25 protein-coding genes are annotated in these 23,078 nt (G+C 46.0%); all 25 read right to left on the bottom strand.

Annotated elements, in window-relative coordinates; genetic code table 11:
- Window positions 1-6 precede the first annotated feature (6 nt).
- The 25 genes from ACRXC1_RS00395 to ACRXC1_RS00275 all read right to left on the bottom strand — a co-directional run bounded on the left by ACRXC1_RS00395 (window position 7) and on the right by ACRXC1_RS00275 (window position 23,040).
- Complete coding sequence (locus ACRXC1_RS00395; RefSeq protein WP_433655648.1) at window positions 7-897, bottom strand: hypothetical protein; 891 nt, start codon at window positions 895-897, stop codon at window positions 7-9.
- A complete protein-coding gene (locus tag ACRXC1_RS00390) occupies window positions 887-1,138 on the bottom strand; it encodes a hypothetical protein (protein ID WP_433655646.1) in 252 nt (83 codons plus the stop codon). Before ACRXC1_RS00390 ends, ACRXC1_RS00395 begins: the two co-directional genes overlap by 11 nt.
- 145 nt (window positions 1,139-1,283) lie before the next feature.
- Window positions 1,284-2,729 (bottom strand): DEAD/DEAH box helicase, encoded by a 1,446-nt coding sequence (locus ACRXC1_RS00385; protein WP_433655644.1) that lies wholly within the window; start codon window positions 2,727-2,729, stop codon window positions 1,284-1,286.
- 11 nt (window positions 2,730-2,740) lie between these two features.
- On the bottom strand, window positions 2,741-3,961 hold the full coding sequence (locus ACRXC1_RS00380; protein ID WP_433655642.1) for a hypothetical protein: 1,221 nt from the start codon (window positions 3,959-3,961) through the stop codon (window positions 2,741-2,743).
- A 20-nt stretch (window positions 3,962-3,981) separates the two neighbouring features.
- Window positions 3,982-5,019: a hypothetical protein gene (locus ACRXC1_RS00375; protein ID WP_433655640.1), complete on the bottom strand. Its 1,038-nt coding sequence runs from the start codon at window positions 5,017-5,019 to the stop codon at window positions 3,982-3,984.
- Window positions 5,020-5,022: 3 nt separating this feature from the next.
- Entirely contained in the window at window positions 5,023-5,526 is a 504-nt protein-coding gene (locus ACRXC1_RS00370; RefSeq protein ID WP_433655638.1) for a hypothetical protein, read from the bottom strand.
- A 218-nt stretch (window positions 5,527-5,744) separates the two neighbouring features.
- The gene (locus ACRXC1_RS00365; RefSeq protein WP_433655636.1) at window positions 5,745-7,151 is read right to left on the bottom strand and encodes a DnaB-like helicase C-terminal domain-containing protein; all 1,407 of its coding nucleotides are present in this window, start codon (window positions 7,149-7,151) and stop codon (window positions 5,745-5,747) included.
- Between the two features lie 2 nt (window positions 7,152-7,153).
- The gene (locus ACRXC1_RS00360; RefSeq protein WP_433655634.1) at window positions 7,154-7,840 is read right to left on the bottom strand and encodes a hypothetical protein; all 687 of its coding nucleotides are present in this window, start codon (window positions 7,838-7,840) and stop codon (window positions 7,154-7,156) included.
- Window positions 7,833-8,939, bottom strand: coding sequence for a hypothetical protein (locus ACRXC1_RS00355; RefSeq protein ID WP_433655632.1), 1,107 nt, complete (start codon window positions 8,937-8,939; stop codon window positions 7,833-7,835). Before ACRXC1_RS00355 ends, ACRXC1_RS00360 begins: the two co-directional genes overlap by 8 nt.
- Window positions 8,940-8,948: 9 nt before the next feature.
- Window positions 8,949-10,820: a hypothetical protein gene (locus ACRXC1_RS00350; RefSeq protein ID WP_433655630.1), complete on the bottom strand. Its 1,872-nt coding sequence runs from the start codon at window positions 10,818-10,820 to the stop codon at window positions 8,949-8,951.
- Window positions 10,821-11,102: 282 nt separating this feature from the next.
- Window positions 11,103-11,507, bottom strand: a complete 405-nt coding sequence (locus tag ACRXC1_RS00345) for a hypothetical protein (RefSeq protein WP_433655628.1) — start codon at window positions 11,505-11,507, stop codon at window positions 11,103-11,105.
- Window positions 11,508-11,601: 94 nt separating this feature from the next.
- Window positions 11,602-12,345: a hypothetical protein gene (locus tag ACRXC1_RS00340; protein ID WP_433655626.1), complete on the bottom strand. Its 744-nt coding sequence runs from the start codon at window positions 12,343-12,345 to the stop codon at window positions 11,602-11,604.
- On the bottom strand, window positions 12,339-13,220 hold the full coding sequence (locus ACRXC1_RS00335) for a hypothetical protein (RefSeq protein WP_433655624.1): 882 nt from the start codon (window positions 13,218-13,220) through the stop codon (window positions 12,339-12,341). The genes ACRXC1_RS00340 and ACRXC1_RS00335 overlap by 7 nt, the downstream gene beginning before the upstream one ends.
- Entirely contained in the window at window positions 13,204-13,560 is a 357-nt protein-coding gene (locus tag ACRXC1_RS00330) for a hypothetical protein (RefSeq protein WP_433655622.1), read from the bottom strand. Before ACRXC1_RS00330 ends, ACRXC1_RS00335 begins: the two co-directional genes overlap by 17 nt.
- A 319-nt stretch (window positions 13,561-13,879) precedes the next feature.
- Window positions 13,880-14,548, bottom strand: a complete 669-nt coding sequence (locus ACRXC1_RS00325) for a hypothetical protein (RefSeq protein WP_433655620.1) — start codon at window positions 14,546-14,548, stop codon at window positions 13,880-13,882.
- A gap of 895 nt (window positions 14,549-15,443) precedes the next feature.
- Entirely contained in the window at window positions 15,444-15,992 is a 549-nt protein-coding gene (locus ACRXC1_RS00320; RefSeq protein ID WP_433655618.1) for a ProQ/FINO family protein, read from the bottom strand.
- Window positions 15,993-16,046: 54 nt separating this feature from the next.
- Window positions 16,047-16,817, bottom strand: coding sequence for a hypothetical protein (locus ACRXC1_RS00315; protein WP_433655616.1), 771 nt, complete (start codon window positions 16,815-16,817; stop codon window positions 16,047-16,049).
- Between the two features lie 11 nt (window positions 16,818-16,828).
- On the bottom strand, window positions 16,829-18,010 hold the full coding sequence (locus ACRXC1_RS00310) for an AAA family ATPase (protein ID WP_433655614.1): 1,182 nt from the start codon (window positions 18,008-18,010) through the stop codon (window positions 16,829-16,831).
- Between the two features lie 209 nt (window positions 18,011-18,219).
- The gene (locus tag ACRXC1_RS00305; protein WP_433655612.1) at window positions 18,220-19,542 is read right to left on the bottom strand and encodes an AAA family ATPase; all 1,323 of its coding nucleotides are present in this window, start codon (window positions 19,540-19,542) and stop codon (window positions 18,220-18,222) included.
- Between the two features lie 28 nt (window positions 19,543-19,570).
- On the bottom strand, window positions 19,571-20,170 hold the full coding sequence (locus tag ACRXC1_RS00300; protein WP_433655610.1) for a hypothetical protein: 600 nt from the start codon (window positions 20,168-20,170) through the stop codon (window positions 19,571-19,573).
- Between the two features lie 2 nt (window positions 20,171-20,172).
- Window positions 20,173-20,364 carry a hypothetical protein gene (locus ACRXC1_RS00295; RefSeq protein ID WP_433655608.1) on the bottom strand — a complete coding sequence of 64 codons (192 nt, stop codon included), beginning with the start codon at window positions 20,362-20,364 and terminating at the stop codon, window positions 20,173-20,175.
- A gap of 498 nt (window positions 20,365-20,862) precedes the next feature.
- Window positions 20,863-21,048, bottom strand: a complete 186-nt coding sequence (locus ACRXC1_RS00290) for a hypothetical protein (protein ID WP_433655606.1) — start codon at window positions 21,046-21,048, stop codon at window positions 20,863-20,865.
- Between the two features lie 337 nt (window positions 21,049-21,385).
- Entirely contained in the window at window positions 21,386-21,925 is a 540-nt protein-coding gene (locus tag ACRXC1_RS00285; RefSeq protein ID WP_433655604.1) for a hypothetical protein, read from the bottom strand.
- A 201-nt stretch (window positions 21,926-22,126) separates the two neighbouring features.
- Complete coding sequence (locus ACRXC1_RS00280) at window positions 22,127-22,690, bottom strand: hypothetical protein (RefSeq protein WP_433655602.1); 564 nt, start codon at window positions 22,688-22,690, stop codon at window positions 22,127-22,129.
- Between the two features lie 2 nt (window positions 22,691-22,692).
- Window positions 22,693-23,040: a hypothetical protein gene (locus ACRXC1_RS00275; RefSeq protein WP_433655600.1), complete on the bottom strand. Its 348-nt coding sequence runs from the start codon at window positions 23,038-23,040 to the stop codon at window positions 22,693-22,695.
- Window positions 23,041-23,078: the final 38 nt, after the last annotated feature.

Below are 23,078 nucleotides of genomic sequence, written 5' to 3'. Positions count from 1 at the left end.
TCTGCTTTACATAGGAGGTGGTGGCGGTAAATCGCCCCCTACCTTCGGTGGTTCCATCGGTTCTGGTTTAGGTGGCTCCTGCGCTACTGGTAGCTGCTCGGATACCTGTACATCCGCTTGGTCATAAAGTTCCTGTAGTCTAGTGTCTACTATCTCTACGGCGCGGTTATAAGTCTTGCTTATCTCTGCGTCTTCTGGTAGACACGGTAGCTCTACGGACACCTCCGCCCTAAACGAATTAAACTCGCCAACATTTTTAGTAAACCCGCAAGAATAACGAACTTTAGCCATTTCCTTTATCTGGCCTACTTGTGCTGGTAACGGTACCATTTCGGTTTGGTGTTCACTGGCTATCAGTTTGCCATGTGACGACATACTCTGGTCAGTGGTAACCGCTGCTTTTGCTACCGCTTCACTGTCGTCTACTAGTTCGTCAGTACAAACGCTTTCTACTTCCGACCCCGTTTCTTGGGCTGGCGTTTCAACCTCGCTGGGTTCTTCGCCTTGTCCGTCGCCTTCCGCTTTTGCTGCTTCTGTTTCTGTAGGTTGGCTAGGTGCGTCATTTGCTCCTTGCCCGTCTGGGCTAGTGTCGGTGTCGTCCCATGGCACGTCATCATAGGCGTCAAGTGGTGGCGATTCTGGCAAACCACTAGAGTTACTGCTGTCGCTAGTAGGCGGGGCTTCTGGTAGTCCACATGCCCCACTGTCCCCACATTCACTTGGGGCTTGCTTCTTGGGAACTTCTCCCTTTGGTTCTGCTTCTTGGTGTCCGTCATTTACTGAACCCTCCGCCTTCCATTCTACGTCTTTGCCTACTATAGGTGCGTCCTGCTCTTGGTCTACTACAGGCTCATGCCCCATGTCCTCGGTTTTTGGTAGCTTAACTTTAACAACCATTATCCCACTCCTCGTCAAGGCTCGCGCGCATATCCTCGTCTGACACTTCGGACTGCTCGAACGCCTTTTTAATCAGCTCTAATTGTGGTTGTGTAACATACACGTGTTTACCTTCAAAGCTGTGCTGTGGTAAACGCCCCCTTGCGAAGGCGCTACGTACACGGAATACGGTTACGTCACAGTGCTCTGCAATTTCACCCATTTTATAGACTGGCACCATAGCTCCGTTAAGCTCTTTCATTAGGCGACCCGTCTCGTCGTATTTCTTAGCCCGCTGGTCTGCGGCTCTTTGTTTCTGTTCATCACGGTATGTAGGGTCTTCCGCGTACCGTGTTCTGCGTCGTTTATTGTGGTCTTTGTTGTACTTAGAATCCCAAGCCATAAAATCACCTTAGTTTGCAAGATGACAGCAACCCTAGGTTACCCGTAAATGGTGTACCTTGTTTTTCGTAGTACTTCAAACGCCCACGAAAATACGATTTAAACACTGTGCTGTCGTCGTCCACAATGTCGTAAACCACTGGGACTTTATATTTTAAGTTACCGTGCTCGTCCTTCTCCTTGGCCTCCGGTGCAGTGGCACAAACCTTGCTCTCGTACTCTCGTAGAATACGCCCGCAAATCTGGTTTACATCACTCCTAGGTGTAGCTAATACTGCGGTATCCCACCATGGGCAGTCTACAGCTTTAGCCGTGGCCTTGTATGTCGTTAGCACTACGCGCCTAGTAGACCCGTATTCCCTCTGCTTCTGGGTCATACCACCCGTATACCTACCAATGTCAGCGGAAGGTATACCTATGCTAACTAACGCATCGTGTATCCTATCTAGGTGGTAGTCCTTTAAATCACTAAATATTACGATGTTCCTACCTACCTCGTAGGCTTGCTTGACAAAGTTAGCAATCATCATGTTACGGTCATGGTTGCGCGCTAGAGCCTTGTTAACGTGCATTGTTTTACCAGCCGAATGTGGTAGCTTGACCACCTTTTTAAACCCGTACTCATCGGTACGAACCGTGCTAGGTACCACCCATGGGGACTTAGCTAAAATAACTTTAGGTACTAGCGGTGTTGACTCGGATTTAATCCTAACCTGCCCTAGACACCCGAATATTAATTTATGCTTACCATCCTTGCGCCATGGTGTGGCGGATAGCCCTATACGTATACGTGCCTTTAATAGGTACATAGCGTTTTTAAACTGGTCAGCCGCACATACATGCACCTCGTCAAATATAGCTAACCCGAACTCGTCGTAGATGTGCTCTGGGTATCGCCCTATTTTAGAGATTGAGTGTAGCATGGCTATTACCACTTTACGCCCTTTGGTCTGGCATATATCACCCTGTATAATCCCTATTTCTTCTTGGTGCATGCCTAAAACTTTCTGCAACATGTCTATCCATTGTTGCATTATGTTCTCTTGGTCAACCACTATAATAGTTTTGCGGTTCACCTCCGCCATTATGCGACCTGCAAGTACCGTCTTACCAGTACCAGTACCAGCGCATAGCACGAATGACTCTAGATTCCTAACCATGGGTAAGGCTTGGGAAATAATAACCTTTTGACGCATGTTACGTGGCTTAAACGATAGCTTAGCCGCATAGTCTACGTGCTCACCCATAGACCTAAAGTCCGTTTCTTGTGTAGGCTCTGGGGCTAACATACGTGGTATGCCTATTAGCCCCTTTTCAGTAGGGTGTTGCATCCATGCCTCAACTTTATCCCCAAATGTGGACATAAAGGTATACGCGTCTCGTAGTTGCTGTGAGTCCGCATACCACGCTAAGGAGTCCACTTTTACAGCGGGTTGTGTCATTTGAAGCATGAATTTTTACCCTATAGTTGTCCGGCGTAGTTAGTGTTAGTGTCCGGTGCGTCACAGTCGTTAGGCGAGAAAGGCATATTAGGTGCTGGTGCCTGTTCTGGCGCTTGCTGCATAGGCGCTGGCGCTGACGCTTGTTCTACCCATTGCGCTTTACCCTTAGCTACTAGCATATCATCTTGCCACCCAGCGTCCTTATATTGCTGGTGTGTAAAATCCGTTGCAATCATTTGCAATACCTTTTTAACTTCTGGTGCTGCTTGTTGCATTGGTGCTGGTGCTACTGGCTCCGGCTGCACCCATCGTGCTTTACCTGCCGCCACTAGTTGGTCTTCGTTCCACCCAGATTGTTTGTACTGGTCTAGCGTGTAGTCAGTAGCTAACATTTCAAATTTCTTCTGTGGTGGCACCTCGTGGTTTTGGTTTAGTAGTGGTGGTGCTGCACTGTTTGGCATTTGGCTCTGCTGCATTGCTGGTTGCATCTGCGGCATACCACCTGCCCCATTTTGGTGGCTGTACTGCTGTTGCTGCGGTAGGCCTGTTGGTTGTCCGTTTGGTGCTCCGCCATTCGGTAGTCCGTTACCCATACCTAGCATACCGCGTAGTGTATTAGCGTCAAAATACGTTACTTCCTTGTCGTAGTTTAGAACACCAATTTTACTGTTAGGGTCTTGTTGTTTGTAGTAGTTAATTAGGTCTACCACGTTGTACTGACCGACTGGTACGTAAATGTCGCCTACTGCTGCTGACTTATCGCTAGAGCGGGATACTTTAAAGCTCATACCAGCTAGCGTGCCGCTGTTCTGTGCCATTTTTGTAAGTAACTCGATAGTCTTACGTTTAGCTGCATATAGTCGGATAACGTCGGCATGTTGCACCCCGTTGTTATCTACATAGCCTGTATGGTCAATCACTGTTAGATAACCTATAAACGCCGAAAATCCGTAGTCCTGTGAATTGGATTGCTTAGCCATGTCACATAGTGGGCAAGCCTCGTTAGGCTCGGTACACGCGATATTCTCGTAGCTACCATTAACCTTAACTCGGTGCTCATGGATAAACGGAATATCTAGTAGTCCGTTGGCGTCTAGGTTGCCGTCTAAAAACGTAATGGTGCGCTCCTCGCCATGTTTGACGTAAAAGCGGTAGGTACCATTAGAGCGCATATCTGCCTTAGCTTGTTCCTGCTGCATAGCTTGCTGTGCTGCTGCGCCTTTGATAAATGGTGCTGTCATGCCTATTTTCTCCTGTTTGGCTACAACCACCCGCCAGTTAGCTGCTGTAGCTGTTGGGCTATAAGCTCGTGCGGGGTTTCCCCTGCGTCGTCGTAGCCCTCTTTAGTAAGCGGGTGTAAATGGTATACCTTGGTGTACTTGCTTTTAAGCTCCATGATACGCTGCCGTGCTAGGTCTCCACCTGTACCAACGTCGTAGTAGGATACTAAATACCGTGCGTTCTTAATGCGATTAAACATTGCGGCTGATATTGACGCCGAACGACTAGCAAGCACATTAGGGTGTGCTTTATATATTTGGGTTTGGTCGAATTGACCCTCTGTTAAAACCAATAGCTCATTAACGTCTACTAAGTTTTCGCCCATCCAGACTTGAGGGTTACGCCCCCCATCCTCACCTACAAAAGGATTAGCATAGCTATAGTACCTTAGTGGTGCTTCTGGGTCTGCGCTACCGTCTGGTAACGATGGTGGGTTGTATGTTAATCGCCCATGACACCCTGCCAACTGCCCATCGAACGTCCGGTAGGGTTGTACTAGCCTTTGCTGTTTTTGGTCGTACTTTATCTCGAATAAGTCTATTAACTCGTCCGTTAAACCACGTTCGTACGCATAAAAACTCAAACGACCGTCTAAAAACCTAGTTAGGTAGTTCTCACCCCAAGGTCTAAAAACTTTGTGGTCGTGTGATTGCATGTGCCCAAATTGATTAATTTCGTTAGCGGCTATTTCTAGTGGGTCTGGTTTATGCTCCTCCCACCAAATAGCTATATTTCTCGCTGCCGATAAATCAATAGGCACCGCCTTTGGGTCTGTTGCTTGGTAATTACCTATCCGCATAACCAGCTCTAGCAACCCTATAGACTGTTGACAACACGTAAAACAATTAAATCGTGCATCATTATGGTCTGTTAGTATTGCCGCTGACGGTTTTGAATCGGTACCCTTTGCATGTGTCCACGGTGCTAAGGGGCACTGTAACGCTACCCCATTATGCTTGTTAACCGTTGACTTAGCCCCTAGGGCGGTAGCCAGTGCTAAGGCTGTTTGGTTGTCCATGCCTTACATTTTAAATTTAAGGCCGCGCGTATTTCCGTAACCTTCGCTGTAAATAGTACCCACGTTTCCTTTAACAGGTACATAGTTTTTAGCGTCGGTAACGCCAACCGAGGACAACTCAAAAAATAGGCCTTCTTGGCTTTCTTCCAGCGCGTGGTACAGCGCTTCTTTGTCTTTGATACTGGTTGACTTACGTAGTGCACCGACTTCAAGAGTAGTACCAGTGTCCGACGTAAGGATAAGCTTTTTAGTCGGTGGTAAATCTGCGTCTTTTAGTACGGTTTGGATAGCGTCTTTGATTGGGTTGTAATCCGACTCTAAAGCCTTAACTTTGGCCTTTAGTTCTTCCATTTGGGTAAAAAGCGTAGCCGCCTCATCCAAATTAGCCGAACCGATTAAGGCCACTAATTGGTCTTCTAGGGTCTGTTTTTTGTTGTTCTGTGCCTGTGTTGTTTCTACAGCTTGTTTTTGGGCGTCCTTCGCTCCTAGATTAATCTTTACTGGCATTAGTTCTCCTATTTTGAGAAGTTGGTAGTTATTTTAGATTGGGCACATCCTTTGCATCCGAGGGTTTTTTGTACGCTTCCAGTATCGTCTAACTTTAACGATTCGTCAACCTTTATTTAAAAAAAACCCCAACCTAAAAAGTGGTTGGGGTGTTTGCCATGTCTCGGTTAAATAGGAAGAACAATACATATATTAGTGCAAGCGCTTGCAACCGTCAACTATATTGCACCCATTGTTAAATTAGTCGGGTCTGGTATGTACTCTGAAAAGTTCATACGCCTAAAGTCCCAGTTAACCTCAAAGCCTCCGGTTTCACCGTTACGACCTTTTAGTATGTCCACCCATCGGTGGTACAAGCTAGACACGTCCGCATTTTTCTGGACAGCCAATACTAGTGAGGACAACTGCCCTATCTCGTCCGAAAAACCAATGTCTTCTAGTCCCGCCTTGTTGTCCCCCTTCTTCTGCTTCATCTTCTTAGCAGCGTCACGGTTAAACTGGTAGGTTAGATTTAGTGGTATCTTCAAATTAGTAGATAATTCCGACTTAAACAGACGGGCATTTTCAGCCACCCTAGAAAACCTGTCTAGGCGTTTATTAGAGTTACCAACTAGGTAAGCACCATCTATGTATATCGCGTCTGGTTTTAACATCAAGGCATAGTGCCATATGTCCTCAACTGTCGCCGTCAAGTTACCATCTACCACAAAAAATGGTGCGTGCTCGTTAGCCATTTCTACCACGCCGTCTTTAAATTTCTTTAAACTCGGGCTAGGTAATTCCGCCTTCATTAGGTATTTAAAAGCGGTGCTGGTGTACATTGACGAGACCCGCTGGGCACATATTAACGGTAACATTTCCATTGACACAAACATAACCCGCTTTTTCTGGTTACGCCATGCGTGTAGCGCTTGGTATAACGTCATCCACGATTTACCATCTGCTGGCCTACCCACGAATGAAATAACATCACCGCCTCTACAGCCTCCGGTAAATGAGTCGGGTGTTTCCCATCCAGTCATCACCGCCGCGTCTTCTGGGGTGCTCAACTGCTGCGCATAGGCGGACAATAGTATATCGCCAGATTCGCGCATATCTAGGATAGCCCTAGGGCTTGCGCCCATGCTCATAGCCATTACTCTGTTTTGCACCATTTGTAGTGCTGCCATTGGGTCGTGCTTGTCAGTAACTAGGGTTTTGGCCTCTAGTAAACAGTCGCGTATTTGGTCGGCTATAAAGCGGTCGCGTAGCTTCTGGGCATAATAACTAGGTGGCTCGGTGGTGTCCGGTAGTGTGTCTATTTCCACATGCTGAAAAAACACCTCTTGTGCTGGTACCTTACCATGGGCTTTAGCATGCTTTAAAAGTTGCTCAAATAGTTGAACCTCAAAGCCGTTAAAAAGCTCTGGGGTAACATTGTGCTCCATTAAAGACGCTAGTTTACCCTCTTTTAGTACTGACGCTATATATTGCTCACCTAACATATGTTGGGTGCCTACAGCCTGTACACTCTTTGGTACTTGCACTGGGGACATTTTAGGCATTTGGTCTGGTGTTAGCTTAGGCACGACCCCGCCCGTTTCGTGTGGTTTTGGTGCGTTTGGTGGGTTTATATTAACTGCCATGGTTACACCTCAACTGGGTAAAATTGCTCTTTGAGCAAATCATGCAATAATTGACCGCCGTGACGCTCCGAAAATAACCCAATGTCATGGGTATACACTATAGCCCGTTGCCCTTGTTGGCGCATCTTAATAAGAAACGAATAGGCGTTAGTCTTATGTCGCATAAATGGGTCATGTGTTTTGTTCTCGCACACCTTGGTAAAAAAGTCCGGTACCACTATTACTTGACCCTGTAGGTCACCTTCTAAGAACTGCTCTACCATGTCATTTACAGTGTAAATCCTAGCGTCTATAAAGTTCCTAACTAGTGCCGCCGTCATTGCCTCCATGCGTTTGTACACGTGTGACACCTCCCCGTAGTAAATTAAACCTTTTGGGTTTTGGTGCCAGTGCACTAAGGCTTTTATTTCCTGCTCGCTGCAAACGTCCTTAGCAGACCCACAAAGGGCGTCAATAGACACCCCTGAGTTAGACAACACCATATCAAGATTTAGTAAAATCTGTTCCATATTGGAATTATAGTGCTGACACTGCATAAATTTGGTTTGCATGGCATTACATCGAATATCCGCGAAACCAGCCTCATAGGCTTGCTTCTTTGGTATCTTACCGGACTCCACAGCGTCCTTTATCGCCTGTGGTGCGTCCGGCTTAATGTCAAAGTGCTGCGGTTTATTAACATTAATCATTAATCAGCTCCCAACTTAGCCCCGCTGTATCTTTGGTAAATGCTTTGCCCTCTAGCATCATCCTACCGTTTGAACTTAGTTCCCTAAACCTTGCGGTTTCCTCGAACCATTGAAACTCATTCTTTAAAGTAGCCTCACCTATAGTTAGGTGGTACTTAGCCTTGTCCACTAGCCTACCGTCGTCAAAGCCCTTAGACGGTGCTGGTTTGGTTTTCTTCGGGTCTTTTTCTGTGTCTGGTCTTTCAAGCAGTTCCCAAGTCACATCGGCGCGCTTAGCAGAAATAGCACTAGCCGTAGTGATACGATTACCACTAGAGGTGGTCGGGATAAACATGTTACGACTCTCTTTGAACTGGTAGTTATAAATCATATTAATGTCACCCACCTTCACTGTATACCATGAGCCGTCTACGGGTTCATCTGCTGGTGTGAAGGTAACGCCAGTGGTTAATACTGGCTCTTTCTTTGGCGCTGCCACCTTACGGTATTTATACACTGAATCTGGTGTAACGCGTTCGTCACCACGGGTAAACACGGTACCACTCCAAATATAACCAGTGTCGTATTCATCATCGTCTAAATCTCGGCGTAGGTTATAAGTACTACCAATCTCTAGCTGTGGATACTGGTCTTGGTCTTTGTGTTCTTGTTCTGTACAGCCGTCTCCGGAAACAAATATGTCATCGTCAGCGTCAACCAACGCCGAGGCCATACCAGCTAGGTATTCTAACCCTTCTTCAACACCACTAACCGTACTTGGTTCAACTGGTGTAACGGTGGCCTTAATGTGCCCCACTTTAAAAGCTTCATCGTCAAAGCCTAGCACCGCTTTAGATACCACCTTAGTTGGAACCTCTAGGGCATGGCAAAACATACACAGGTTAGCCAAATCTACAAACATGTTAGAACCACTTTTGTTTAGTACATTTGATATTAGCTCGGCTAGCTCCTGTGGTTGCATCAACTCCCAACCCGTGCGGCCTTCATTGCGCTTCTCGGTTAGTCTGTTACGCATCACCACCATAAACTCGTCAAGTGTCGATACATCTAGCTCACGGCTGAATTTAATAATTCTCTCTAGTATTTTCGCTTTGCTCATGTTGCCCTCCTAGTCGTTCCAAATGTTCTTAATTGCACTGCTGTTAGATTGCTTAACTTCGTCGTCAGTTTGATAAGCCGTCTTGCCTTCGTCTACATCCTTGTCACCGGACTTCATAGAGTAAAATTCGCTCATTTCATCGGCTAGGTGTAGCAAAATTCCCATGTTAGGCACCTTGCAATCCGGTTCCCAGTTACGTTCCTCTTTCACGTACGCTAGAAATTCGTCCCAGTTATCTAGGCACGTTTGCATAGTGCGGTAAACCTTGTTCTCACCCAGTCTGGTTATTAGCTGTTTTAGCTGCCCAAACGCTTTAGGATTTAGGGTAACGGTCTTACCGAAATGCGCCTTTACTCGGGTCTTAAAGTAGGCACCTAGTGCCGAGGTTGACGGCTTGTGTTGTAACTTGTTTTCTTTTACTTGTGCTTGTTGCGCCATACCTTTTTTGGCATTTGCTACGGCCTCGCTTAGGCTGGTAACACCTTTGATATGGTTCTGTGATTGTACTTTCATGTCGTCGCTCTCCCCAACTGGTACATGTTCCTCGTCAATTATTTTCATTTCGTCAATGATACCACCAAGCACCTTACCACTACCTTTAGACACAGACCCGCCTATACTGAGTGCTGCTTTGCTAAACGACTCGGACATAGCGTCCATAGCCGCTTTAGCCGCTTTAGCTTGTGACCCAGTTAATACCATAGAATCTTGCACTTGGTTAATGTCCATGCCCACCGCTTGGGTAAACTCGCCCATAAGCTGGTCACTAGCTATAGCTTGGTTAAGAATCTGGGTTAATGGCATAGAGTTTTTACAATTAACGTGCTCCGGTAAACCACCAAAGTTAGCTGGTTTTGCAAAATTGTGCGGTGTGGCGTTGCCTGTAGCCCATAGCACTTTAGTGGCTTTTATGTCCACCATATCGCATGCTAGCACTTTATGAATATAAGACGCATCATACTCGACATTCTGCAAGGTGGTACACTTTTTGCCACAGTATGACAACCCGTCCAGCATAAAAGAAATTTCTACAGTCTGGTTATGTTTATTAACCTCATAGGCATACCTAATGCGGTGTACATAGTTAGAGACGCCTTTAGTCCCATCTAACAGGTTATTAGTCACCACACACCTAAGTACCATGTTAGTTAGCTGTGTTTCATTTAGGCCTATATTAGCTAGGTCTATGGCCTGTGTTTCCGTACCCATAGAGCCAGTGCAGTCGAATACAGGAATAACTAGACCATTAACGCCTGTTACCGCACCCTTGTACTCACCGTTATGGTCTCCCAATACACCACTATACACTACATTTGGTGATATTTCGGATAAGTCGAATACTACTGTGGCCTCTGGTGCGCTAACCCTATAAACCCTTATCATTACGGGGCTTATTTCACCACTAAGTGGCTTAGGGTGCCTAATAGATACATCCATGCTGTGTACACTACCATCACCTGTGTGGTACGCGTCGTTAAAGGCTACAACACGCATAGTGATAATCTGTTCAAGCGTAGCGTGGTCTGTCTCTACGCATATATTTAGTATCTTGGCGCGTAGCTTTGGGTAGGTTAGAAAATAGTCGTAGTCAGTTTTAGCGACATAAGCACCAATAGCCGTGGCTAACAATCGTGTAAACAAATGCGAATACTGATTTTCTAGGTAGTGTGCGTGCGGTAAGCACTGTAAAAAATAAACCAACTTATCTAAGTCAATTAGCATATCCGGCTCTGTATTTTCGTACACATCGGGTATTACGCCTAGTGCCCCGTCTTCCGGTAATGTAATGGCTGCTTTTGGTTCGGTGCCGTCTACTAGACTCATCGGGAACCATAAGTAATTAACGGCTGCTTGTGTTTTGGTTTTTGTCTGATATGGCATTTACGAGTCTCCTAGTCTTTTTCAGTCCGACTAAATAAAGTGACCTGTTGCAAACGCTTGCACGTCCGCCCCTAAATTATATTCTAACTTTAGTAGTTCGTCTATGTATATTTTCCCCTGCTAACCTAGCGTAGCGGTAGAGTATTTTACAACCGCAATAAGCGTAGCGTTTGCTTATTATTACGTATTTATTATTACGTATTAACAAGTGGACAATTTGTCCGCTTCCAACTGGACAATCTGGCAAGTAGACAAAATGTCCACATGGGGATTTTCAAATACTTAGCAAAGCGTCGTAATACTCACAATATGATACCATTTTGCACGGTCATACGACTGCACCTGCTGGCTAACAATCAAACCCAAGTCTTCAAGAGCCTTTAGTGACCTCCTCAAAGTCTTTTCTTTGCCTAGTGTCCACCCTAGTTGGGATAGTATGAATCCGGTCTGTCCCTTCACCCATATATTCCCGTCAGCGTCCACCATCTTATGTTTGTTGTTAACCCACTTACTTAGGCTGTATAGCATCGAATAGGTTAAAGCCTCATTGCTGTTCAAACCTAGATGACCTTCTAGCCCCGTTAAATAATGTAACTCAAAACCCTCCTTTATCTTAGTTACCGTTATCAAGGTCTCCGGTTCCAGCTTCTTTGGCTCCATTTCCTTGACAGTATTTAACAAAACCATAGTTCCTCCTGTAGAGCTATGTATTAACGTTTACAAAAAAATGGGGTAACGGTATTCTAACGTACCATTTAACCCCACCACGTCGTTATTAGGGCTATTTAAGGCATAACCCTTGGCCTGTTTTCTTTTCGATAGATTCTTTAACGTTCTTAAAGTGCCTATTCGCTAGTGTGTAGTTTAAAACCACATTATTTAGCAAGTCCTGCCCCATAGTCTCTAGTCGTTCCCACGGGATTACACAGACCGGACTAGACCCTAGCACTACCACGCTACATGCTGACTGAGCACATGGGATAATATCAAACGTGCAACTAGCATTACGGGCTACGGTCATCTTACCGAACGCGTCAAAAAATGCCTGTTTTAAGGTCTTCTCTGCCCCCTCTAAGTACTTGTACAGGGCGTTTAACTTCTCTAGGTCATTAAAGTCCGGTACGTACCACATGAGGGGGGTATACGGCGTGATGTGCTTATCACCGTGTAACTCTAAAATCTGTTCCGGTGTGCTCAACGGTAATCCGCCGTCCGTAAGGCTTTTTCGCACTAATGATTGCACGGTAGCTACCCTATCTAGGTACTCTTGCTCATACTCGTCCTTGTTAAGAATACACTTAACTTCGAACGCCTTTTTATACCCGCGTAGTGTGTAAGCTTCGTGAAACGCTAGGGCGCACGTCTTGGTGACGCTAAAACGCCCTTTAAACAACACACGCACCCACGCTTTAAAGGTCTTAAACCCATGCCCGCATAACTCATCATGAGTGTCTGACATACCGTCGCAGACGTGATAGAAAATCTCTACTAGTAGCTCTTTTAACTGGCTTAGTTTATTTAACATTCGTTGTTCTCCTTAAAATACTTCTCGTAGTTAGCTCGCTCTGCTTTGGCCTTCTCGTAGGCCTCTCCCAAAACGGCACCTTTGCGCTTGCCATCCCCGCCATAAAACTGCTCAAACGGGATAATTAACACTGGTTCGGTACTGAACATGCCCTCTAATTGGGTCTGGTCTTGCTCGTAATCTGGGTGCGGTGCAAAGACGCACAAGCACGCCGCCATGCTCCACATTTCTACCGAATACTTGGTCACGCCGTCGTTCTCGCACATCACATCAAAGTACGAACCTAGGGCATGATAGAAGTCTACCACTTCATCGTCCCAACTATACTGCAAGTCCGACATATCATCGCATGATTTAATGAGGTCTTCGTGGTACTGGCTCTGAATAGGGTACACCAGTTTGCGGCTACCATCTGTTAGCGTCTGGTTGTACTGGTTCAAATTGTTCATTAGGTCAAAGATGCGCACGGGTACATACACGGTGCACTCCCCGTCTAGTTCGGTATCTTCGCCACTAAGTGTCTTTCGATAATACATCATTTCATTAAAATGTGACGCTTCCGGTGTGTCTAGGTCTCGGCAATACTCCGCCGAAAAATCTAGTTTACGTGATTCCTTAGCCGCCGAAATAAACGTACACGTCCTAACCTGCTGGCATGCTAACTCCAATAGCTGACCGCTAAACAACCAACGCATAGGCGCGCCCATAATGCTGGTGTAAGTGTTACGTAGCCCTCTGTCTAGCCCGAATACCCAGTCACGCCACGTACCCTGCACAGGCTGATATAGGCTACGGTCTGGCACCTGTGAGTCCACCTTAGCTTGGTACGCGTCCATAGTGCTAAAACCTACTGTGTCCTTATTTGCTTTCTTCATTGGTACCTCCTTTCCTGCTTGCTAGGCGGTGTTTAAAGTCTTGCGAACCCATCACACGCCCCTGTTCAATATCCAACTCTGCCTTAGCTATGTTCTTTTCTAGCTCCAACTGGTCGATATAGTCTGCCGCCACCGTTAGTACTCGTTCAATGACTAGCTCATCGTCACTTAGAATACTTGTTAGCGAGGCCTGTAACGTCATTTCGGTACTGGTTCCACCTCGGTAAAACTCTACAGTACATTCGGCACGGTCTATAATCTCCACCTTTAGGTCATATGCTGGTAACGCGGCGTACTTGCGCAACTTCGCTACCGCTGTGCATAGCTTATCTACCTTCATACCTATAGCCCCATCGTTTTTAGTAATTCATCGTAGTCTAGCTCGCTAACATCGGTTTGCATTGCCACCAGTTCTAGTCGGCACTGTTTGGCAATGTGGTTAACAAACCCCCTACCGAATACGTCAGCCTTGTCCATAAGGTTATCGACATAATGCCCTAGGACTATCACGGCTTGCCCGCTAAGTCCTTTATAGGTGGCATATACGGTCTTGATGGTCGTACCCACAACTTCAAAACTAATCCCGCTAGCGCACGCCACGCTAGACATATCTCGTAGCTCTTGTAGGCGAGCTAAAACCTGTTTGTTAGTGTATGCCATTAAAAATACCCCGCTTCTTCGTTATGGTATTGCGGCTCTATCTTACCTAATAAGTATTGGATACCCTTGTTAGTGTGGGCGCGCAACTCCTCGCCATACTCTGGGTGCCACGTAAAGTCCTCTACACCGTTAAGGGTAATTACTTGGATAGCAAAGCAGTGGCTACCATAACCCCATGGTGCTTGGTGCCTTAACGAGTCTGCCCCTAGGTCTGGGTCGTATACTGGTCGATTATCGCACCCTAATACATAGGCCTGTATGCTACCTGACCAAGCTAGTACAGGATTAAGGCTGCGCCAGTTCCAGTCGTAGACCTTCTCTAGCTGCTCGTAAATCAGTAGCATGTTACGTGCGTGTCGTTCCTCCTGCTCCTGCCTTTTCATTTCCTGCTCGTGGGAAAAGTAACGAAACACTCTATTAACCATGCCTCGTAGGCTGTCACGCTGCTTAATTACTTTTTTAAGCTCTATAATATGCGCTTCCATAAGCGTGCCCAACATAGGGTTATTGTGCCTAACCGCGTCCGCCCTAGTGTGTTCCTCTAGTAGCTTCTCTTTGCGCGCCATTGCGTCGTAAAGCACGCCACCTACCCTGTCATAGTGCTTGTAGTAACTAATCGCTAGTTTGGTGTGAGGCACCTCTATGTCAATATGATGTAACTTACTCATTTCTGTCTCCCTCTTGCCATGCTACCCGAGCGGCGTATAACTGTGCTCCACGCTCGCGCGCCTTCTCGTCTATTACTTGGTGCTTGGTTAAGCATGCGGCGCTCACCACTTCGTACAAGTCTTTACACTGACCGTACCGCTTAACGTAGCGGTTAAACTGCTCTATGCCTACACCTTTAGGGCGTTTAAGCTGCTTCATGTTCTCGCTCCCTGCGTCCGGTTACTTGAATATCGCGCATGTCCGCTAAGTGCTGCATACGCTGCTCCGACAACTTACGGGGTATTTGCTGCTTACTTAGACAGGACGCACTTACTATTTCTTCTAGGCTGGCGCACCCGCTGTATAGCCTCTCCCATCGTCTACGGAAGGCTACACCCACGCCTTTACTACTTTTGATAACCATAACTAGTCCTTAGTCGGTGGTGGATTAACTTTGTCTGGATTGAACTCCGGTACTAACCGTAGGGTGTAGCGTGTTGACTTGCCCTTAGTAGCGTGTAGTAAACATCTAAGGTCATGGTTCTTTAGTTCTTCTAGGGAAAACGCACGTATGTTATTACGGTCGTCCACAAATCCTACACCAGAATCGTGCCAGTAATAGGTCTTACCTTCGAAGGTTTCTTTGATGTAATAGCCCGCTGGCTTAGGTGGCTCGCCCATCATGCTTAGTAGTGTCCCAAAATCCATCGTATTAGCGCCCTCCCAGCGTATTGGCATTTGCTTGCATAGCGTACTTATTCGCCTTAATCCAGCGCTTGTGTGCTTTGCTACCATTGCTTCTACGTACTTTTCGTGGCATAGCCGACACCCGCCAGAATCCCTTATGGAAATACAAGTGCGGTTTTTTATTAGATACAGTCTCGGCCTGTATAAATCGGTCGTATATTCCCATGGTTACTCTCCTTTACCATCAACACGCTTAGGTAACTGCAAGGTCTTGCGCTTCTTGACGATTACCTCTACTTGGTCTTTTTTGTCTGATTGGATAGGGAAGTTTAGGCCTTTACCCGCACGCTCTAGAATCGCCCTCTGACGTATTGTGGCTTCGCTAGGGCTTAGTACCGTACGTTGGTTACGGTTATGGCTTCTTGACGTCCTAGGGGCTTCTTTCTTGCGTTTTAGGCGTAACGCGGACTGGGCGTATAGTCGCTCCTCGTCCGTGATTGGCTCTGCAAAGGTGCCGTCTAGGTTCATGCGACTAGGGCATGCTATGGTAGCTGATAGGTAGCGGTCACGCCTAACCCAAAACATTAGAAATTTATTAATAACGCTATTGGATAGCTCCGGTAACGCTGCTTTGATTTGCTCTTTAATGTTTTTGGTTAGCACACTAGGCTTTCTCTGACTGAATAGCTTAGGGTTAAGTGCCTTAATTTGGTCTGCACGTCGTTGGAAATACGCCTTACTGCGGTCTTTGTTGTGCTTCTTTTTGCTTTCTTGCATTTGGTAATACCTCCGGTTGGGGTACGAAGGGCGACTAGGTGCCGCCCACTAATTTTATTTATCTTGAATCTTTTTGCTGATAGCGCCCATAAGCTGGTCAAAGCTCATGTTAGATAAATCCTCCTCGCTTACTTTCTTCGCGGCGTATTTATCTTTTTTAGGCTTGTTGGCCTTACCAGTGCCAGCGGCCTTACCCGAACTGGTAGCTGTAGGTATGCTTGGTGCCGTCTTGGTACCTGACGTACCCGCAGCTTTACTAGCCTGTTTGTTATTGTATTTCTCGATAACATCCTGCTTGGTTGGTACCGCTGGGTCGTTACAGTACCCTAGGTCGATACCACAAGATTTAAAGTCAGCATGTAGGCCGTCAAAAATATGCTCTACCACTTCCATTAGTTTGTAACGCGGTGTACCACCCATCGCAGTAACACCCTTGAGGACGTCTGCCACAAAACCACAGGCGCATGCTTTAGCGGTAGCTAGGTCTAGGTTAAAATCTTTGTCCGGTATGCTAGTGGTTATTTTACGCTCTAGCATGTATGACGCGTAATCGCTCTTAACCTTAGCGTGCTTTGCTTGGGTTGGCTTAGTTGCTGTTAACTTGCTGGTCATCCCTTGGTAGTCCAGTGGTACCCCGTTGTCTACTTGGAAGCGCACGCGGTATCCAATGTACAGCATCATGGAGCCGTCAACGTAACTACCCTGCACATTTGATAGCTGACGAATACCCACTTTGATAGCCGCCCCATTAATGGTCATGTCAGCAACTACTACGAACTCCGGCACACCACTGGTACCGCTCATCATTTCTGGATTAATACTCATGGTTGTCCCTCCTATGAATAATTCAATTTTTTAATGTATTTGATGTACAGGCCTGTTATTTCAGCCTGTGCTAAAAACTTGCCTTTCACGGTGCGTACCTTGATACCGTCTACTACGTTGTAGCGCTTTGCTGTTAGCTCCTGCCACACCAGACCCATATCCGGCAATATTAGGCCTTCTTTGTGAAATGGTTCCGCTAGCCCTTGTACGAACTTGGCTACTTCTTTCTCGTCCGCTGGCATGCCGTTTAACGTAATGTTCTCATCTATGCGCGGCGGGCGGTACATTTCTTGTGGTAAAGCATCTATATTGTTGGTAGTCATAACAACCAGTATTCGTGCTTTGCGCTCTTGCAACCACCATAGTAGTTTAGCTAACATGCGGCTGCTTGCCCCGTCTTCTTCACCTGACCTAATCACTTTCTCCACTTCGTCTAGCAGTAGCACACAAGGTGCCATTTGCTCCACGGTGTTTAGTGCTTTTTCTAGGTTGGTTTCTGCTTCACCTGACCATTTGCTTAACATGTCGCCTATGCCTAGGTGTAGTAATTGGACTCCTAGCTCTTGGGCTAGGTATTTGGCACCCGCTGATTTACCAGTACCCGCCACGCCCTCTAGCAGCACACCACGCGGTGTTAATCTATCAATAACTGCGTGCCTAAATGGCTGCTTATTGGTATCTAACCATTCTACTAGGTCTGCGTCCGGCACATAATATGGTTGGGCTGATTCAATTAGCTTTAACCCGCGTACGTCACCGACAAAGGCCTTGCGTGTTTCACGTATACCGCTTGGGGTAATCTCCCCGTCCCTAGCCTTAGTTAGACGTAGTACCGCGTCAATGTTGGTTAGAGTTAGACCTTGTACAGCCTTTTGGGTCATTGGGATTAGTATTTCATCTACAAAGGGTAATAGCGCGTCATAAACCATATTATCTGGTGGGTTTAGTACACCCGCATGGTAACCTAGGCCGAAGTCCTCCCCGTTGCGTAGTACTACTACCACCGTAGAGCGCTTCTCTACGCAAGTTTCGTATATGTCTTTCCATGCAATGTCTTTGGGGTTGCCGATAAATGCTACCACCTTGTTACCAAATGAATTGGAGTTACTATCCCCTATAATTAATTTGGCTAATGGTTTTTCTTCGGATACAACACCGTTTGATGGAAACATGCGATTCGCGTCTGTTGTCATATGGCGTATGATAGCCGTATCGTAGAATGGGTCGTTAGAGTGTACGACCACTAGTGGTAATTTTGCTGTTATTGCTTGTTGTACTAAACAGGCCATTAGTTGCACTCCGAGGGTAAGTGGGTGCAGCCACTTGCTTGTCATCATCGGGCTAGAATCGGATTTACAAGGGCTGCATAGGTTAATTTCACCAGATTTATTAGCAGTTGGTTTTACCCTGCTGCATTTTGAGTATTAACTAGCTTTGGTCGTTTGTCAATAAACTTTTTAAGTTCACGTTTAACCACTTCCGCATCTAGTTTAGCCTCTATTTTAATCTTGTTAATGTCCTTAGCAATTAGGCTAGGAAACTCCACATCCGGCATTTCACCATATAATAGCTCAAAGTGGGCTTTAACTGCTTCCGGCCTAATTTCTGGTAACTCTATGGTTACGTCGGTGCGCCCTTCTCGTAGCACAGCGCTATCAATCGACGCTATACAGTTGGTGGTCATAATAACCACCTGCTTGTCTAGTGGCACTACCCCATCCAACACGTTTAACACCCCCGATAGGGTCAACCAGTCTAGGCTAGCTTCTTTGGTACCAGTTTTAATGGTTAGCTGCTTGTCCTCGTTATCTGCTTCTAGGTCACCTGTCACGTTATCGCGCTTATGTATGCACTTAGCGGAATCGAAGTCCTCAAGCACTAACATGGTATTTTCTGGCACCTCTGCGAAGGCTTTTTTCAATGACTCGTCACTAAAGCGGGCTAGAGGTACTAACGCTATGTTCATGTCATAGCATGAGGCTAACGCTCTAATTAGGGTTGACTTACCGTTACCTGCCCTTCCGTGTAATAGCATGGATAGCTTATGCGCTAGACCTTTGGCTAGCATGTCTTCCCTGTGCTCTAGGAAAAACTGCATATGCTCTTTTAACTCTTTTACTGTCTCTGGATTTAACGCTAGTCTGTCTAGGTCTAGTTTCGGTGTCCTGCTCTGCACGCGCCAATTATTGTCGCCCCACTCGTACACCTCTAATTTGCTGTTATCCACCTTCGGGGTTAGGTCTTCTACTAATTTGGCAAAGGCCTCATGACTGCGACCAAAGGTGTGTATCATTAGCTGCTCTTTTTGAATATCCGAACCGCTCGAATCCTCTTTGCTCTTTCGTACCCACATTAGGCGTTTTTTGTAAAAGAACAAATGCAGACCGTAGCCCACTGTTAACCGCAGCGTGTGTCCATTACCGTGGCTATCGTAGAACGTGTCTAGCATCAAATTACGGGTGAAATGTTTATTGGAGTTTTCCCTAATATAGGTGGACATTCTGATAAAGGTCTGGTTTTTGTTCCAGTCCGTATTATTCAAAACCATAGAGGTGGTTAACTGCGTCCACAAAAAGTTAAATACCCTATTAGGTAAGTCTTTAAGCACATAAGCAATAGCCGTGCCAACCATACCCGATACTGCAAGCGCTAGCGCCCCCGCTACCATTTCGTTACCACTACTCAACTCTATAATGTAGTCCATGATGTGAGATAACCAATCCATAACACCTCCTAGTGCAATCGCTTGCAATTTATCGTTTAGTTGACTTAATTAATTTTTTAAACTTTTCCCAGTATGCTTGCCTAACCTTCCCTAATAGTACTGTCTCGTCGGTTGTGCTGCCTTTGGTCATCTGTGAGTTTATGTGCCTTTTAACTATTTTGTCGTACTCTACAAGTCTAGTTAGCGGTACGTAGTCGTTACACCTGCGCATAAGGCTAAATAATAGGTCTCTTTCTGCTAGGTAATTAGACTCAAATTCCGAGGACTTAATTTTAAAATATGGTTCCCCCTCCTCCGGTATCCAAATTAGACCCCAACCGTCTGGTAGGTCTTCCGGTTTTATAAGGTGTTCTGGGCACGCATAGTAACGGTATCTACCCATACCTTTTTTAGGGTACTTTCTAAAGTCCTTTTTCTTGTCCCGTAAAAAGTCGGTACGGTCTACCTTGACCTCTATTAAGTCCGTAACCCCGTCGCTTCTAAAAAAGATAACGTCCGGTGATTCTCTGTTACGACCATTGCCCCCCATCACTTCGTAAAATGATAGGTGGGCTGTAAAACCTTTACCGTTAGCGCGTGACTTACCACCCATGGGTAGTACCCTCTGGATTGCTTCATCATGCGTCATAACTACCCCTTAGCTACTAAGTACTCGCAGTCACTTTTAAAGCGTTCGATACCGTGTAGTTGCGTCCCGTCTTCTTCGAATAGCTCGTCACCGATACGCTCTACAGCCCATGCAAAGTTAGTACCGTACTCGGTGCCAACTATGATGAAACGCCCACTTTCCGGCATAGTGTCTACTGCTTCGAAATTTTTCATAATACGTCTCTCTTGTTCATGTGCAATACATCTACATGGGTCTCCCCGAATACTTCCGCCATTGCATCATCATTAGTTACTACGAGATTAACTCGCCCTAGTTCTTCCTGCGGCATACCCATTAGCCAGCGTTCGTACACTTCCTTGTTAGCTAGTTGGTTACCGTCGGGTCTTAAAAATAGCTGTGCATAGGAGTTAGCTAGCACGCCCTGTTTATTTAGCCACTTGCGTACATCTTCTCGGCACGCTTCTACTGAGTTAGCCCACAAATACACGTCGTAATCTGGGTTTGCTAGGTACATTTTCAACAAAGTCATAATAGGCTTAATCGGCTCGTCCTTTATACCTGCTCTATGGAATTTTAACCACTCCGCTGCGCACTTACGCTTTGTACCAATTGGTATCAAATTTAAACGCCATGATGCGTCGCGTAGAGTATTGTCAACTGTGAAAATTACAATGTTCCGTTTGCTACTCATTAGTCAGCCTTAGCCCGCGCTAAAACGGGTCTGATACGTTCTTATTGTACGACCACTCGTGGTCATGATGTGCCGCAGCTTCCACTAAAAAGTCCATACCGTCTGCGTACTCGCCGTCAGTAATATCATGGGTAATTCCCCAATCACCTGTAGCCAGCTTCTCAAAAGTATAGCACTCTACCGACTGGTGACTAGTCTCACACATGATTAAAAGTTTATCATCCCCTAGGTACAGCTCGCGTAGTACCGTTAGGCCTTTGGAGCTAACTACGCCCTTGATTGCCTGTTGTAGCCCCGCGCGTTTGTACTCCACTGGTTTGTGGGTACCTTCAAATACCGAGTCAATAACGAAACAGTCCGCTGTCCAAGGGTCTGGTTCGTTAGTGTTATCGTTTAGCCAGTTTACTAGCTCGTTAGCTAAGGCGTCCTCGTCCGTGACGTCCGTTACCTGCACGTGTGCTACGTAGCGCGTTAACGTGTCAGCACAGTGTAGTGCTACCGTGTATTCTTTTAATTCGGTCTTAGGCATGGCTTTGCCCTCCTTATTGTATGTTACCGTCATCTTTCGGATTCCAGCCCTCAAGGTCGAAGGTGTCCTTACATTCTGGCTTAACTACATGTAGGTCAGCCGTACCACCGTGTAGATTTGGTTTTAATTTAGGGTCTGGTTGTTCACCCTGCGGTAGGAATTGCATAGCTTCCTCAAAATTAGAAAGGAGCTTGGACTGATTCGGTACCCCGAAGCCGTCACATACTTCTTGCATCATATGGGTCATTACGGCTACTAGGGTACCAGACGCGTGGTCTAGTTCTTGCTGTGCTGCCTGTGCTTCTGGCGAGTCGATACCTTGTTGTGCGGCTATAAGTTCCGCTCTTTGGTCTACTTCCATAGTCTGACAAGTTATCTGGTCGAAAATATGCAGTACTGCCGAGGCACCAGAAAAGAAACAACCGCGTAGGGCTTCCGTTTGCTCCTCTGATAAGCTGTCTTTGATATGCGCGATATAGCGTTGAAATATTTCTTCAAGGCTAAACGAATTAAGCGAGATATTAAACTGTACTTTATGGCCTTTCATGCTCATTTTACGGTTCCTTATTTTTCGAGGGTAAGGTAGCAATCCAAGTTACTAACCACGATGGTAGTAAAGAGAGTGGGTTTTACTTGTGATTGCTTAATTGAAAGTATACTTAACTTTACTGCTTTGTCAAAGAAATAAATCTAAAAATAATTGCGCCCCCGCTGTATTAGCTAAGGGGCGCGTTTATCTGATTTTAAGTACTGCTTACGAGATACTAGGAGGCCTTTTAGTCCTACCCCCGAACCACCACAAAATCACTGTGGTAGACACATAACAAACGGTGAAAATCAGATATTGCATTAATGTAAATGCCTCTTTACCGTCGTTAATAGTCTGTAGGGTAACTAAAAATTTATCCAAGTTGTTATAAATAAAGTAGGTCATGTACGCAAGAATCGCCATACTACCGAACGACGCGACTACTCGCACCAATCGTCTACCTACTTCTACCATGCCGAAAAGGAAGGCTATAAAGCGGTTACGGTGGTTTGTATCGTCTGAATCACGGCTAGCAAACTGGTACGAACTCATCATACGGTTGTCTGCTGATATTTCTCGCTCGTGCTCGTTCTTTAGCTTGGCTGTTTCTAATGTGTACTGGTGCGTCTTGTCCATCATTAGCACCTCATGCGCGCGTTTATCTTTGCGCTCGTCGGCTTCAAGCTCGGCTATTTTTAGCTCTTTCTTATTGTTAAGATACGTACCTATTAGTCCGGTTACACCGCCCAGTAGGGTACCCAACCCGCCGCTTAATAGTGCTTCTAACATGCTTAATTACTCCTACTGCACTCCGGTAGTCCCGCCAGTGTGCAAACCCTAACTAGTTCAATTTCCATTTCTTGTAGGTCGTCCTTCAACCCGCGAATCTCCCCAGCTAGCTGCTCCTTTGTGGCATAACCACTCATTTCTACCTTCATATCGTTAACCACTTGCTTTGTTTCTTTAGTGTCTGCGACTAAGGTAGCTATTTGCGGTTGTACTGCCGCTTGAAAGGACAGCGATTGTAAATTACTTAAACCTATCCAACCTAGTAAGGAAACCACTACCGCAGCTAGTATCCCCATACCCCAGTTTTTTAGGTTAACACGTCCGTTATCGTTGGCGTCTTTATCACTCATAACCCTCTCTTTTTCAATATGCAAAGGTGCCAATACCT

The organism is Halobacteriovorax sp. GFR8 (assembly GCF_050955245.1).
Taxonomy (GTDB): domain Bacteria; phylum Bdellovibrionota; class Bacteriovoracia; order Bacteriovoracales; family Bacteriovoracaceae; genus Halobacteriovorax_A.
The sequence above is the reverse complement of the archived record's forward strand: the minus strand, read 5'-3'. Positions and strand labels throughout refer to the sequence as shown.

Excerpts from the sequence above, each read along its gene's own strand:
- ACRXC1_RS00330 (WP_433655622.1), bottom strand. The coding sequence starts at position 13,560 with ATGAAGGTAGATAAGCTATGCACAGCGGTAGCGAAGTTGCGCAAGTAC.
- ACRXC1_RS00385 (WP_433655644.1), bottom strand. The coding sequence starts at position 2,729 with ATGCTTCAAATGACACAACCCGCTGTAAAAGTGGACTCCTTAGCGTGG.
- ACRXC1_RS00285 (WP_433655604.1), bottom strand. The coding sequence starts at position 21,925 with ATGAGCATGAAAGGCCATAAAGTACAGTTTAATATCTCGCTTAATTCG.
- ACRXC1_RS00275 (WP_433655600.1), bottom strand. The coding sequence starts at position 23,040 with ATGAGTGATAAAGACGCCAACGATAACGGACGTGTTAACCTAAAAAAC.
- ACRXC1_RS00340 (WP_433655626.1), bottom strand. The coding sequence starts at position 12,345 with ATGTTAAATAAACTAAGCCAGTTAAAAGAGCTACTAGTAGAGATTTTC.
- ACRXC1_RS00355 (WP_433655632.1), bottom strand. The coding sequence starts at position 8,939 with ATGAGCAAAGCGAAAATACTAGAGAGAATTATTAAATTCAGCCGTGAG.
- ACRXC1_RS00335 (WP_433655624.1), bottom strand. The coding sequence starts at position 13,220 with ATGAAGAAAGCAAATAAGGACACAGTAGGTTTTAGCACTATGGACGCG.
- ACRXC1_RS00375 (WP_433655640.1), bottom strand. The coding sequence starts at position 5,019 with ATGGACAACCAAACAGCCTTAGCACTGGCTACCGCCCTAGGGGCTAAG.
- ACRXC1_RS00380 (WP_433655642.1), bottom strand. The coding sequence starts at position 3,961 with ATGACAGCACCATTTATCAAAGGCGCAGCAGCACAGCAAGCTATGCAG.
- ACRXC1_RS00390 (WP_433655646.1), bottom strand. The coding sequence starts at position 1,138 with ATGAAAGAGCTTAACGGAGCTATGGTGCCAGTCTATAAAATGGGTGAA.
- ACRXC1_RS00365 (WP_433655636.1), bottom strand. The coding sequence starts at position 7,151 with ATGGCAGTTAATATAAACCCACCAAACGCACCAAAACCACACGAAACG.
- ACRXC1_RS00310 (WP_433655614.1), bottom strand. The coding sequence starts at position 18,010 with ATGACAACAGACGCGAATCGCATGTTTCCATCAAACGGTGTTGTATCC.
- ACRXC1_RS00295 (WP_433655608.1), bottom strand. The coding sequence starts at position 20,364 with ATGAAAAATTTCGAAGCAGTAGACACTATGCCGGAAAGTGGGCGTTTC.
- ACRXC1_RS00345 (WP_433655628.1), bottom strand. The coding sequence starts at position 11,507 with ATGGTTTTGTTAAATACTGTCAAGGAAATGGAGCCAAAGAAGCTGGAA.
- ACRXC1_RS00280 (WP_433655602.1), bottom strand. The coding sequence starts at position 22,690 with ATGTTAGAAGCACTATTAAGCGGCGGGTTGGGTACCCTACTGGGCGGT.
- ACRXC1_RS00360 (WP_433655634.1), bottom strand. The coding sequence starts at position 7,840 with ATGATTAATGTTAATAAACCGCAGCACTTTGACATTAAGCCGGACGCA.
- ACRXC1_RS00350 (WP_433655630.1), bottom strand. The coding sequence starts at position 10,820 with ATGCCATATCAGACAAAAACCAAAACACAAGCAGCCGTTAATTACTTA.
- ACRXC1_RS00290 (WP_433655606.1), bottom strand. The coding sequence starts at position 21,048 with ATGTGTGAGACTAGTCACCAGTCGGTAGAGTGCTATACTTTTGAGAAG.
- ACRXC1_RS00305 (WP_433655612.1), bottom strand. The coding sequence starts at position 19,542 with ATGGATTGGTTATCTCACATCATGGACTACATTATAGAGTTGAGTAGT.
- ACRXC1_RS00320 (WP_433655618.1), bottom strand. The coding sequence starts at position 15,992 with ATGCAAGAAAGCAAAAAGAAGCACAACAAAGACCGCAGTAAGGCGTAT.
- ACRXC1_RS00370 (WP_433655638.1), bottom strand. The coding sequence starts at position 5,526 with ATGCCAGTAAAGATTAATCTAGGAGCGAAGGACGCCCAAAAACAAGCT.
- ACRXC1_RS00395 (WP_433655648.1), bottom strand. The coding sequence starts at position 897 with ATGGTTGTTAAAGTTAAGCTACCAAAAACCGAGGACATGGGGCATGAG.
- ACRXC1_RS00325 (WP_433655620.1), bottom strand. The coding sequence starts at position 14,548 with ATGAGTAAGTTACATCATATTGACATAGAGGTGCCTCACACCAAACTA.
- ACRXC1_RS00300 (WP_433655610.1), bottom strand. The coding sequence starts at position 20,170 with ATGACGCATGATGAAGCAATCCAGAGGGTACTACCCATGGGTGGTAAG.
- ACRXC1_RS00315 (WP_433655616.1), bottom strand. The coding sequence starts at position 16,817 with ATGAGTATTAATCCAGAAATGATGAGCGGTACCAGTGGTGTGCCGGAG.